This is a genomic window from Citreicoccus inhibens (assembly GCF_019039035.1).
In the GTDB taxonomy this organism is placed as follows: domain Bacteria; phylum Myxococcota; class Myxococcia; order Myxococcales; family Myxococcaceae; genus Citreicoccus; species Citreicoccus inhibens.
On sequence record NZ_JAHNZT010000024.1, the window covers coordinates 69,292 to 80,734 of the forward strand.

General features: G+C 71.9%; 11 protein-coding genes. 5 read left to right on the forward strand and 6 right to left on the reverse strand.

Translation table 11 applies throughout. From position 1 onward, the window contains the following. Positions 1 to 108: 108 nt before the first annotated feature. Positions 109 to 2,016 (forward strand): CotH kinase family protein, encoded by a 1,908-nt coding sequence (locus tag KRR26_RS24435; protein ID WP_328707208.1) that lies wholly within the window; start codon positions 109 to 111, stop codon positions 2,014 to 2,016. A gap of 1 nt (position 2,017) precedes the next feature. Here KRR26_RS24435 and KRR26_RS24440 read toward each other — a convergent pair whose 3' ends face one another. Both KRR26_RS24440 and KRR26_RS24445 read right to left on the reverse strand, forming a co-directional pair. Further along, positions 2,018 to 3,010, reverse strand: coding sequence for a dioxygenase family protein (locus KRR26_RS24440; protein ID WP_217080990.1), 993 nt, complete (start codon positions 3,008 to 3,010; stop codon positions 2,018 to 2,020). Positions 3,011 to 3,104: 94 nt separating this feature from the next. Then, a complete protein-coding gene (locus tag KRR26_RS24445; RefSeq protein ID WP_217080991.1) occupies positions 3,105 to 3,692 on the reverse strand; it encodes a HEAT repeat domain-containing protein in 588 nt (195 codons plus the stop codon). Positions 3,693 to 3,729: 37 nt separating this feature from the next. Between KRR26_RS24445 and KRR26_RS24450 the strand changes: the two genes are divergently transcribed. Beyond that, positions 3,730 to 4,377 (forward strand): hypothetical protein, encoded by a 648-nt coding sequence (locus KRR26_RS24450; protein ID WP_217080992.1) that lies wholly within the window; start codon positions 3,730 to 3,732, stop codon positions 4,375 to 4,377. A gap of 12 nt (positions 4,378 to 4,389) precedes the next feature. Here KRR26_RS24450 and KRR26_RS24455 read toward each other — a convergent pair whose 3' ends face one another. The 4 genes from KRR26_RS24455 to KRR26_RS24470 form a co-directional block, all read right to left on the reverse strand. Next, entirely contained in the window at positions 4,390 to 4,872 is a 483-nt protein-coding gene (locus KRR26_RS24455; protein WP_236069153.1) for a hypothetical protein, read from the reverse strand. 251 nt (positions 4,873 to 5,123) lie between these two features. After that, positions 5,124 to 6,191, reverse strand: a complete 1,068-nt coding sequence (locus tag KRR26_RS24460) for an alpha/beta hydrolase (protein WP_217080994.1) — start codon at positions 6,189 to 6,191, stop codon at positions 5,124 to 5,126. Between the two features lie 12 nt (positions 6,192 to 6,203). Next, positions 6,204 to 7,121 (reverse strand): TIGR01777 family oxidoreductase, encoded by a 918-nt coding sequence (locus KRR26_RS24465; RefSeq protein WP_120204739.1) that lies wholly within the window; start codon positions 7,119 to 7,121, stop codon positions 6,204 to 6,206. Next, positions 7,118 to 7,672 (reverse strand): peroxiredoxin family protein, encoded by a 555-nt coding sequence (locus KRR26_RS24470; protein WP_217080995.1) that lies wholly within the window; start codon positions 7,670 to 7,672, stop codon positions 7,118 to 7,120. The genes KRR26_RS24465 and KRR26_RS24470 overlap by 4 nt, the downstream gene beginning before the upstream one ends. 122 nt (positions 7,673 to 7,794) lie before the next feature. Between KRR26_RS24470 and KRR26_RS24475 the strand changes: the two genes are divergently transcribed. The 3 genes from KRR26_RS24475 to KRR26_RS24485 are packed head-to-tail and all read left to right on the forward strand — an operon-like array spanning position 7,795 to position 11,442. Next, positions 7,795 to 8,880 carry a polyprenyl synthetase family protein gene (locus tag KRR26_RS24475; RefSeq protein ID WP_120204744.1) on the forward strand — a complete coding sequence of 362 codons (1,086 nt, stop codon included), beginning with the start codon at positions 7,795 to 7,797 and terminating at the stop codon, positions 8,878 to 8,880. 7 nt (positions 8,881 to 8,887) lie between these two features. After that, a complete protein-coding gene (locus KRR26_RS24480) occupies positions 8,888 to 10,438 on the forward strand; it encodes a phytoene desaturase family protein (RefSeq protein WP_217080996.1) in 1,551 nt (516 codons plus the stop codon). Further along, positions 10,435 to 11,442 (forward strand): phytoene/squalene synthase family protein, encoded by a 1,008-nt coding sequence (locus tag KRR26_RS24485; protein ID WP_217080997.1) that lies wholly within the window; start codon positions 10,435 to 10,437, stop codon positions 11,440 to 11,442. The genes KRR26_RS24480 and KRR26_RS24485 overlap by 4 nt, the downstream gene beginning before the upstream one ends. Position 11,443 lies beyond the last annotated feature (1 nt).

Genomic DNA, 11,443 nt, shown 5'->3' on the forward strand with positions numbered 1-11,443 from the left:
GAGGAAGCGAGCGCCCCCTCGAAGTGGGTGGTGTGAACACAAACTATCAGCTGATAGAGGGGGGGGATGTTCACCTCGTTCCCTCATCCTGGGCTCTCGTTTCGTGTCGTGCGTTCGCCAGCCGTGCTGGCGTGTCTGGGGCTGTGGCTGTCCGCCTGCCATGGCTCGCCTCCGGCGAAGGAGGAGGCGGACCAGGGGCAGGTCGAGCAGGAGCTGCCCGCGGTCACCTTGGAGGGGATGGACAACGCGCGGCACGTCTTGTGGGGCGCCGTGCGAGGCGACGTGGGCGCGCTGACGGTGGAGGTCTTCGTGGATGGCGTGCGCCTGGGGCGCGCGGACGTGGAGGGGGGGCAGTGGAGCCTGCCGTGGTGGCCCGACGCGAGCGCCCGCGAGGTGGAGGTGGTGGCCTCGCACGTCTCTGGCACCGTGGGGCGCGCGCGCGTGGCGCTGCGCCCGTTGGACCTCTTGGATGCCGCGGGCCTGTACCAGCCCGAGACGCTGCTGACGCTGCCCACCGATTCCACCACGATGACGCGCTACACGCTGGATGGCTCGGTGCCCACGCCCGAGTCGCCGCTCTATTCGGGGCCGCTCGTGCTGTTGGGGGGGCAGGGCCCCGCGCTCCTCTCCGCCATCCCCACCACGGACCTGACGGCGCCTGACCACTGGCGCTGGAAGGTGCCCCGGGGGCCGGTGTCGCTGGCCCACGTCATCCGCGCGCAGGCGTTCGACGGGGAGACGCCCGTGGGGCCGAGCTGGACGCGCACGTACCTGCTGGGCCGCGAGCCGTACACGCTGCCCGTGGTCTCCCTGGTGACGGAGGCCGCGAACCTGTTCGGCGACGCCATGGGCATCTACGTGCCGGGGAGTGCGCACCAGGACTCCCCCGAGGACGGCACGCTGAGCTGGAACACCGGCAACTACATGCAGGATGGCAAGGACTGGGAGCGGCCCGTCCACGTGGAGTTGTTCGAGGCGGATGGCGCGCTCGGGCTCGCGCAGCCCGCGGGCGTGCGCATCCACGGGTCGGGCAGCGCGGTGCTGGCGCAGAAGAGCCTGCGCCTGTACGCGAAGGAGGACTATGGCCCGGAGTGGTTCTCCGGCGCCCTGTTCCCCGAGCTGAACGTGCGGGACTTCAAGCGAATCCTCCTGCGCACGTCCGGGCAGGATCAGATCGTCACGAAGCTGAAGGACTGTGTGCTCCAGGGGCTGCTGCGCGAGACGGCGCTGCCGCTCCAGGCGTGCCGCCCCGCGCTGGTGTTCATCAATGGCGAGTACTGGGGCCTGCACGAGCTGCGCGAGCGCTATGACGAGTACTACCTGAGCGGGCACTACGCGGTGGACCGCAAGAAGGTCGCCATCCTGGAGGGCGCGGGCGGCCTGCTGGACGTGGGCGGGGCGAGCGACGCGCAGGCGTATCAGGACCTGCTCAGCTACGTGCGCACGCATGACCTCGCGGTGCCGGCGTCGTACGCCTACGTCCAGGCCCGCATGGATGTGGACGACTTCATCGACTACCTCATCGCGGAGGTCTACCTCGCGAACACGGACTGGCCGGACAACAACATCCGGATGTGGAGGTACACCGGCAAGGTTGTGGCGGGCGCGCCCGTGGCGCAGGACGGGCGCTGGCGCTGGATGGTGTACGACCTGGACTCGGCGCTGCTCACGGGGCCCGAGGACGACACGCTGACGCGGCTCCTGTCGGACCCCTCGCTCTCGGAGCCTTCCGCGCTGCTGCCGCGCAAGCTGATGGCGTCACCGGACTTCCGGGCGCGGTTCGCCGCGCGCTTCCGCTGGCACCTGGACCACACCTTCGCGCCGGAGCGCGTCGTCGCGGCCATCGACGCGGTGGCCGGACAGTTGGCGCCGGAGATGGCCGAGCACATCCAGCGCTGGAGCTACCCCGCCTCGCTGGCCGTGTGGGAGGCGAGCCTCGACCAGATGCGGGACACCGCCGCGCGGCGTCCCGCCTTCATGCGCCAGGTCCTGGACGAGACCTTCGGTCCTCCTTGAGTCACGGAGGCGGCGGGCCCATGCCGCCGTCGAAGCCCGGCGGCGGACCCATGCCGCCGTCGCCACCGGGGGGCGGGCCCATGCCGCCGTCGCCGCCCGGTCCACCGGGGTTGCCGCCACTGCCTCCCGGCACCTGGCAGCGCGCGGCGTCGAGCGAGGAGCGGATGACGAGCGTCTTCCACGCCAACATCGCGCCGTCCGGCATGCGCTGCGTCTGGAACAGGTAGTCCACGACGGAGTCCGCCGAGACGACGTTGTCGCGCGCGTTCGTCGTGTCTCGCGGCCCGCGCGCGTTGTACAGCGGCTGCGTGTTGACGATTTCGTCGTCCAGCGCGTCGTCGAAGAAGAGCTGCGACGTCACGTACTCCTGGCCGTTGAGCCGCACCGTGAAGTGGATGTGGATGGTGCGGCTGCTGTACCAGCCAGGGAAGCACGTATCGAACTGCACGCGTCCGTTCGCGTCCGTGGTCTGCACGCCGCGGAACCAGCGCGCCGCCACGGCCTTCGCGTCCGCGGACGTGCAGAAGGTGCTCGCGTCCTCTCCCGAGTAGAGGCCCTCGGGCGCCGCGTGCCAGATGTCCACGCTGGCGCCTGGGATGGGCTTGCACGTCTCGTCCACGATGAGGAAGGCCAGGCACACGGGAAGGCCGTCATGGCCCTCGCTGATGTCCTGGCGCTCCAGCGTCCGCGCGTAGCAGGGCCCCAGGGTCGCCTCGCACGTCAGCTTGCAGGCGCTGCCGATGCCCGACGCGAATGGATCCGGGTAGCCGCCGCGCATGACCGCCGTGCCGCCGGTGGCCCAGCTCTCGGCGGGGACACCGGAGTCGATGAACGTGCCGGCGTCCGACATCGGCTCGGCGGTGGAGGTGCCCTCACCGCAGGCGGCGAGGAGGCGCCCGAGGGGAGCGGCGGCCAGCGCCAGCCCGATGCCTCGGAGGACCTTGCGCCGCGTGGCATCAATGGGGGGCGTGTCGTTTCTGACAGGGTTGCTCATCCCGATTCCTCCCGGCGTGACGAGGCGCCACGCGCAGCCGCGCCCTTCATGGGTCGCGACCCTGCGCTTATCCGGGAGGAGTCTTAAGCAGTCCTTACGGGCGGGACGGCGCCTCGCGCCACACGCCTTCCAGGTACGTGGCCGCCGAGCGCAGCGGGCCCTGGGGCGTCCGTTCCGCCGCCTGCTGGACGCGCTCCCGGACACGCGCATCCTCCGCGCCGAGCCATCCCAAGGCCTGCACCGCGGCATGGCGCACGCGCCAGAATGGGTCCTCCAGGGCGATCATCAGCACCTCCAGCGCCTCCGGAGTCGCCAGGGACGCGGCGGCGCGCACGGCCGCGCGGCGCACCCACCACACCGGCTCCTCGCGGGCCGCGCGTCGGGCCGGAGACAGCAGCGCCTCCGCTCCCAGCCTCGCCAGCGCGCGCCAGGCGCGATCACGCACGCTGGGCATCGCGTCGCCCAGGGACTCGAGCAGGGCGGGGATGAAGCGCGCGTCACGAGCGTCCCCCAGCCGATGCGCCGCCGCCGCGCGCACCTGCGCGTCCGCGTCCGTCAGCAGGGACTGCCGCAGGGCGAAGCGGCCCGGGGAGGACGTGAGGTCCACGGCGTCCACCGCGTCGCGGCGCACCCGCGCATCCTCGTCGAGCAGTCGCACCAGGGCGGGGTCCAAGTCGGGCATCCGCGCGGACTCTATGCCTCCTGCTAGAGTCCGCGACATGCCCGACATGCTGGCCATCATCAGCAAGGCCATCTTCGAGAAGCAGGCGGTGGGCCTCTCCCCTGGCGACGTGCTGTCGTTGGACATCTACCGCAGCAACAGCCGCGCCCTGGATCCGCTCGAGGATGGCGGGAACCTGTTCCTCGTGACGGTGCGTCCGCCGGACGAGGCGCTGTGGCTGGTGGCCGTGCTGCGCTCGCCCGAGCAGGACGATGATGGCTGGCGCTCGGCGGCCAACCGCATCCCCATCACCGACGTCACCTCGCTCATCCCGAGCATCCGCTTCGCGTCCGGCAAGGGAATCCAAGCGGCGAAGGGCGCGCTGGGCATGTCGCTCCAGACGCCGCGCGCGCTGACCGCCGAGGACGCCGCGAGCCTGCTTCGGGCCGCGAAGGGCTCGCGCCCCGCCATCAACCTCACCGCGCATGGGACGGGCGCACCGATGCCCTGCTTGTGCAGGCAGTGTCTGCCGGAGAGCCCGGAGCGCGCGGAGGTCGACGGGCTGCGCTGCGTGCGGTCCCAGGTGGAGGTGGACGCGCACGTGCTCTACTTCTGGATGCCCGAGGAACTCTCCGCGGACGCCGCGCAGGTCACGACGGCCGTGCGGAGCGCGCTGGTGAAGCGGCTCCCCCGGTTGGCGCGGTAGCCGCGGGCGCGGTTACTTCACCTTCGAGGGCTGCGCCGTGCCGCCGAGCGCGGCGCCAATCTCGCGCCACTCCTGCGCGTAGGCTCCCCGGGCGAAGGCCTTGATGTCGTCCGTCGTGACGGTGCCTCGCTCCATCGCGGTGTCGAGCGCGCGCACGATGGCCTTGCGGTGCGGCTGCTCCACGTAGGGGTTGCCGTCGCGGAACACCTCGCCGAAGAGGGCCTCCAGGCGACCGTCCTGCTTCAGCCGCTCCACGATGCGGTTCTGCGACACCGGCGCATCCGAGTGCGCATGGAGCATCGCGGACGCCAGACCGCCCTGCGCGTCCTGGTCCGGGAACTCCTCGAGGAGGCCCAGCTCCGCGTCGGCCTGGGCAATGGATTCGGCGTCCGCGGGCGAGACGGCGGGCCGGGCCGGCGGCGTGGGCCGCGCGGTGGGGCGGGCGGGCTCGAAGTCGCTCCGCCCTTGAAAGGGGCGCATCGTCTGATTCGACATCACTTCTTGGGGCCTTGCGCCGGTGGGCGCTTGCGGTCTGGCGCCGGTGGGCGTTTGGGCCCTGGCGACAGTGGGCCGCGCGGCCGGGGTCTCGGGCTTCTTCTCGCGCGACACGTCACCCCTCTCGGGGCGCTCCGTTTCCGGGCGCCTCGACGAGGAGGGGGGGCGGTTGCCACCATCGACGCGGGACATGGCGGGACTCCGGGCGGGAAAGCCCGAGGCGGTGATCGCCCCGGGATGGCCCAAGGTGGTTATCGCACCTGCCCCCGTCCAGGTTGCTTCTTCCGCGGATGAGAGGTGGGTGAATGTGGGAAGATAAACTCCAGACCTCGGGGCAGGTCATCCCGCCAGGCCGGGTAGTTGTGGCCGCCGCTGTACTCCCGGAAGGCCACCCGGTGGCCGGCCGAGGTCAGCAGCGGGGCGAGGCGCCGGCTGCCCTCCAGGAGCCCCTCGAAGCCGCCGCAGTCCATCCAGACGGAGAGGGGGCGCTGCTGGGGGCGCCGGGCCAGCTCGAAGACGACGAAGTCCCAGCCCTCCAGCGAGTAGGCGCCGGACTGGGCCAGCACGTGGCCGAACACCTCCGGCGCGCGTTGGGCGGCGAAGAGGGCCATGAGGCCGCCATAGGACGCGCCGAGCACCGCGTGGGCGCCGGGGTGGAGGCGCTCGTCCAGGAGGGGCAGCTCGCGCTTCGCCAGGGGGAGCACGGCGTTCAGGAGGAAGCGCACGGTGGCCTCGCTGCACGTGTACTCGGGCGTGCGGGCCTCGGCGCCGTTGGCGACGAAGGCCAGGGCGACGGGGCTCATGCGCTTTTCGGCGATGAGGTTGTCCACCAGCACGGGCAGCCGCGCGCGTCGCAGGTAGTCCTCGCCGTCCAGCACCACGCCCAGCGGCACCGGGCCTTCCACCGGTGGCGCATAGAGCGTCACCGCGCGGCGCGCGCCCACGGCCTGATCCTCCGTCTCCACCGTGTGCCGCGTCAGCTGCCCGCGCGGCACGCCGGGCAGGCGCCGCGAGAACGGCGTGGGGCCGCCCTCGGGCATGTAGAAGCAGTGGTTCACATCGCCGAAGCCGTTGTCCGAGACGCGCGGATTGAGCGGGTCCCTCACGCGGCGGCCGTGCGCGTCGAACAGCGCATATTCCACGTAGGCATCCCGAGGCAGCGTCAGCGTGCGGGCCCACAGGTTCGGGCCCGCGCGCTCCAGGGGGAGGGGCTCGCCCCGCCAGTCCTGGAAGTCGCCGTGCACGCGCACGCCGTTGCGCCCGTGCCAGAGGAACGTCGCCGTGTCGCCGTCGATGACCGGGGTGCGCTTCGCGTCCATGCGCGGACAACCCTATGCGAGCGCGGCGGGTCCCAGCAGGTCCCTCAGCGCGGCCTCCAGCTCGGGGTGTTGGAAGACGAAGCCTCTTTCCAGCGCGCGCGCCGGCAGCACCCGCTGTCCCTCCAGCACCACGCGCGCCATCTCCCCGAAGCGGGCCTTGAGCACGAGGCCGGGCACGTGCATCCCGGCCGGGCGCTCCAGCACGCGGCCCAGGGCGTGCGCGAACTCGGCGTTCGTCACGGGCACGGGTGACGTGGCGTTGAGCGCGCCCTCCAGCTCCGGGCGCTCCACGACGAACCGCAGCAGGTCCACGAGGTCCTCGCGGTGCACCCAGCTCACGTACTGAAGCCCCGCGCCCACGCGCCCGCCCGCGCCCACGCGGAACAGCGGCAGCATCCGGTGCAGCGCGCCGCCCGAGGGATGCAGCACCACGCCGATGCGCAGCACCGCGGTGGCCACACCCGCCGCCCGTGCTCGCAGGGCCTCGGTCTCCCAGTCCTGGCACACGCGCGCGAGGAAGTCGTCGCCGGGCGCATGCGACTCCGTCAGCGGCTGTGCCCCCCGCGCGCCGCCGTAGTAGCCCACCGCCGACGCCGACACGAACCGCCGCACCGTCCCCGCGCGCTCCAGCGCCGCCACCACCGCCCGCGTGCCGAGCACCCGGCTGTCGTGGATGCGGTGCTTCACCTCGCGCGTCCACCGTTGATCCACCGGCTCCCCGGCCAGATGCACCACCGCCTCCACCCCCGCCAGCGCGCCGTCCGGCACCTCCCATCCCACCCAGGAGGTCCCCGTGACGCCCGCCGGGAGACTGGCCAGGGTTCGTTCAAGGTTGCGCGAGAGGACGTGGACCTGATGCCCCACGTCGCACAAACACTGAACAAGCCGAGCGCCCAGGAAGCCGCTCGCGCCGGTGACGGCGACCCTCACGGGGCGGTTCCGGTTCCCGGCGCGGGCACTCCAAGGTCCTGCCCCACCAGCGCGCCGAGCTGGACGAAGAAGGCCTCGCGCTCCTCGGGCTTCATCCGCCCGGCGTGCTGGAAGACGACCGCGCCCGTGGCGTCCAGGAGCAGCACGTTGGAGGTCTTGGTGGGCAGCTCCCACGGGGCCCGGCCCAGCGTCCCGTCCAGGTCCACGAGGATGGGGATGCCGACCTTCTTCTCCTCGTCGCGGACGTAGGAGAGGGCGATCTGCCGAGCGGGGAAGAAGTCGTAGCGCTGGAGGTTCGCGACCGCCACCACCCACGCGGCGCTCAGCAGCCCGTGCTCGCGGCCCTTGGCGAACAGCTCTTCCTTCAGGGCCGCGTTGAGCGTGGTGGAGTCCCGGTCCTCGTAGAAGAGGATGACCGGCTTGCCTCGCCAGTGGGACAGCCGCACCGACTCCCCGTTGGAGCCGCGCAGGGCCGCGTCCCGAGGGCCCGCGACAGGGGCTCCTCCCGCCGCCAGGGTCGCCGAGAGCACGCCAGCCAGCCATGTCTTCATCGGTGCACTCCTTTGTACAGAGTTGAAACAAACATTGGACATAGTCTTGACAAGAGCTGGACGCAAACGCTACCTGTGGGGTGAAGGCCGCAGTCCGTCCTCTCCTCCGTGAGGTCCGCCGCATGGCCCCCGTGCCTCCCAACGCGCAGTCGGCGGGTGACGCGCCGTCGCTCGAACAGGCGTGGCTGCAGCGCGTGCAGGGGCAGGTGGAGTCCTCGCTGGCGGAGCTGTTCGAGCTGCCGGACGAGGTGGGCCTGGACGAACGCTGGACTCAGGCGATGGCGCGCGCGCGGGCCTATGCCCTGCGGCCGGCGAAGCGACTGCGGCCGGCGTTGGTGCTGGCGGGCTATGGCATGGCGCGGGGCGGCTCGGGAGTGCCGCCGGGGCTGTGGCGCTTCGCGGCGGGCCTGGAGCTGCTGCACACGTTCCTGCTCATCCACGACGACGTGGCGGATCAGGCGACGACGCGCCGCGGAGGCCCCGCGCTGCACCAGCTGCTGGCGGCGGGGCGCGCGGGTGAGGACCTGGCGATGGTGCTGGGCGATCACCTCTTCGCGCGCGCACTGGAGGCGCTGCTGGCGTGCGGGCTGCCCGGTGTCACCGACGTGGCGCGCTACTACCTGGCGGTGTGTCGGCACACGGCGGCCGGACAGTTCCTGGACCTGGAGGTGTCGCGCGCGCCGTTGTCCGAGGTGACGCTGTTCCAGTCGCTGCGCGTGGCGCACCTCAAGACGGCGCGCTACGGCTTCTGCGCGCCGCTGGTGTGCGGGGCCATGCTGGCGGGCGGTGGCGAGGCGCTGACGGAAGGGCTGGAGCGCGTGGGCCGCCACGTGGGGCTGGCCTACCAGCTCCGAGACGACTTGCTGGGCCTCTTCGGAGACTCGGGCGTGGCGGGCAAGTCGTGCGACAGCGACTTCGTCCAAGGCAAGCGCACCTTCCCGGTGCTGGCCGCGTATACGCGGGCCTCGCCCGAGGGGCGTGCCGAGCTGGATGCCCTGTGGTCGCTGCCCGCTGCCGCGAAGGACGCCGCCGCGCTGGCTCGGGCCCGCGCGCTGGTGGAGTTCCATGGGGGGCGTGCCGCGGGTGAGCGGCGGGTGGAGCAGTGCTCTCGCGCCGCGCGGCGTGCGCTCCGGGGGCTGCCCAATCCTCAAGGCATGCGCGAGCGGCTGGATGCGCTCATCGAGCGGCTGACGTACCGGGCCGCGTGAGGACGTCATGGGTGAACCCGGCAGGCCGAGCGTGGTGGTGGTGGGCGCGGGCGTGGGCGGGTTGGCCGCGGCGGCGCGGCTCGCGCACCACGGGTTCGATGTCCAGGTCCTGGAGAAGACATCCGGGCCCGGCGGGCGCTGCAACCAGCTTCGGGTGGACGGCTTCAGGTGGGACATCGGCCCCACCATCGTGTTGATGCCGGAGGTGTTCGAGGAGACCTTCCGCGCGCTCGGCCGGCGGTTAGAGGACTACCTGACGCTCCTGCGGTGCGATCCGAACTACCGCGTGCACTTCCGGGATGGCTCGCACGTCACCTTCACCTCCGAGCTGTGCGCCATGGGACGCGAGCTGGAGCGCGTGGAGCCCGGCAGCTACGAGCGCTACCTGGCCTTCCTGGCCCAAGGCCGCGAGCAGTACCGCATCAGCCTGGAGCGTCTGGTGGGCCGCAACTACGCGGGGCTCACGGACTACCTGTCGCCCCGCGTGCTGGCGAGCCTCTTCCAGGTGCGCGCGCACCGCCGCATGTACTCGGACGTGGCGCGCTTCTTCCGCGATGAGCGGCTGCGCGCGGCGATGACCTTCCAGACGATGTACCTGGGCGTGTCCCCGTACGCGTCCCCTGCTGTGTATGGCCTGTTGCCCTTCACGGAGCTGGGCGTGGGCATCTGGTTTCCCCAGGGCGGGCTGTATGCCATTCCCCGCGCGCTGGAGCGGCTGGGCCGCGAGGAGGGCGTGCGCTTCCGCTATGGCGCGAGCGTGGAGCGCATCCTCACCGAGGGCGGGCGGGCCACGGGCGTGCGGCTGGTGGGCGGCGAAGTGCTTCGCGCGGACGCGGTGCTGTGCAACGCGGACCTGCCCTACGCCTATGAGACGTTGTTGGACGCGAAGGCCGTCCCGCTGAAGCGGCGCACGCCGCTGCGCTTCACGTCGAGCGCGTACCTCCTCTACCTGGGCATGAAGCGGCGAGTGCCGGGGCTCCTGCACCACAACGTGGTGTTCGGCCGCGACTACCGGGGTTCGTTCGAGGACATCTTCGAGCGCTTCCGTGTGCCGGAGGACCCGAGCTTCTACGTCAGCGTGCCCACTCGGACGGACCCAGGGCTCGCGCCGCCCGGCCGCGACGCGCTCTACGTCCTGGTGCCCGTGCCGCATCAGCACCCCAACCTGTGCTGGCGCGACGAAGGGCCGCGCGTGCGCGCCAAGGTGTTCCAGCGCCTGGCCGAGCTGGGGCTCCCCGGGTTGGAGCGCGACATCGCGGTGGAGCGCGTCTTCACGCCGGATGACTGGGCCGGCACGTTCAATCTGGCGCGCGGCAGCGCCTTCGGGCTGGCGCAGAACTTCATGCAGATTGGTCCCTTCCGTCCCGCCAATCAGGACGCGCGCGTGCGCAACCTCTTCTTCGTGGGCGCGTCCACGCAGCCGGGGACGGGGCTGCCCACGGTGCTCATCTCCGCGCGGCTCGTCACCGAGCGCTTGGGGACATGGGCGCGCACGGTGGGGCTCGTGCCTCGGCCGGCCTCGCCTGCGTCGGCGTCGTTCTCGGAGGCCACCGCATGACGCCCGCTTCGGACGATGCGCCGCTCATCGCGCGGGGCTATGGGTTGGCGAAGCAGGTGACTCGCCAGCACGCGAAGAGCTTCTCCTTCGCCTCGTACCTGCTCTTCGGGCAGCGCCGGAAGGCGGCCTTCGCGCTGTATGCCTTTTGTCGAAGGCTCGATGACCTGGTGGATGGCGACGCGGGCGAGGGCGGAGACCTGTCCCTCCGTCTGGCGACGGCGCGGTGGCGCGTGCGCGAGCTGTACACGGCGATGCCGGAGCTGGCCTCGGCCGAGTGGGGACTCTTGCCTGCGCCCCCGCGCGGAGAGGCGGCCCGCGCGCCCTGGGACGCGGGCGAGTTCGCCGCTCTGGCGCACACGGTGCGGCGCTACCGCATTCCGGAGCAGCCCTTCCAGGACCTCATCTCCGGAATGGAGATGGACCTGACGCGCGCTCGCTATGACACGTGGGCGCAGCTGGACTTGTACTGCTACCGGGTGGCGGGCGTGGTGGGGTTGATGCTGACGCCGGTGCTCGGGGGGGAGGACGCGCGCGCGGTGGCTCCAGCGGCGGACCTGGGCCGCGCGATGCAGCTCACCAACATCCTGCGCGACGTGCGCGAGGACCTGGAGCGCGGTCGCGTCTACCTGCCCGCCGAGGAGCTGCGCGCCTACGGTCTGTCCGAGGACGACCTGCGCCGGGGCGAAGTGGACGCGCGGTGGCGCGACTTCATGCGGTTCCAGATTCGCCGTGCCCGGGCCTATTACGCGCGCGCGGCCTCGGGGGTGCGCTACCTGCGAGGGGTGGGCTCACAGCGGATGGTGCGGCTCATGGGCGCCCTCTATGGCGACATCCTCCGCGACATCGAGGCGAGGGACTTCGACGTCTTCCGCGCCCGCGCGTTCGTGCCCACGCGACGGAAGCTCGCGCTGGCGGCCCTGACCTTGGTTCATCCCCCCTCGGTGTTGCCCGAGTCCTCCGACGCCGCGCAGGCGCTGCTGCCGCGCACGGGGACGGAAGGCTGAG

Coding starts and splice junctions, on each gene's coding strand:
- KRR26_RS24440 (WP_217080990.1), bottom strand. CDS start 3,010: ATGAGCAACCCTGTCAGAAACGACACGCCCCCCATTGATGCCACGCGG.
- KRR26_RS24445 (WP_217080991.1), bottom strand. CDS start 3,692: ATGCCCGACTTGGACCCCGCCCTGGTGCGACTGCTCGACGAGGATGCG.
- KRR26_RS24450 (WP_217080992.1), top strand. CDS start 3,730: ATGCCCGACATGCTGGCCATCATCAGCAAGGCCATCTTCGAGAAGCAG.
- KRR26_RS24455 (WP_236069153.1), bottom strand. CDS start 4,872: ATGTCGAATCAGACGATGCGCCCCTTTCAAGGGCGGAGCGACTTCGAG.
- KRR26_RS24460 (WP_217080994.1), bottom strand. CDS start 6,191: ATGGACGCGAAGCGCACCCCGGTCATCGACGGCGACACGGCGACGTTC.
- KRR26_RS24470 (WP_217080995.1), bottom strand. CDS start 7,672: ATGAAGACATGGCTGGCTGGCGTGCTCTCGGCGACCCTGGCGGCGGGA.
- KRR26_RS24475 (WP_120204744.1), top strand. CDS start 7,795: ATGGCCCCCGTGCCTCCCAACGCGCAGTCGGCGGGTGACGCGCCGTCG.
- KRR26_RS24480 (WP_217080996.1), top strand. CDS start 8,888: ATGGGTGAACCCGGCAGGCCGAGCGTGGTGGTGGTGGGCGCGGGCGTG.
- KRR26_RS24485 (WP_217080997.1), top strand. CDS start 10,435: ATGACGCCCGCTTCGGACGATGCGCCGCTCATCGCGCGGGGCTATGGG.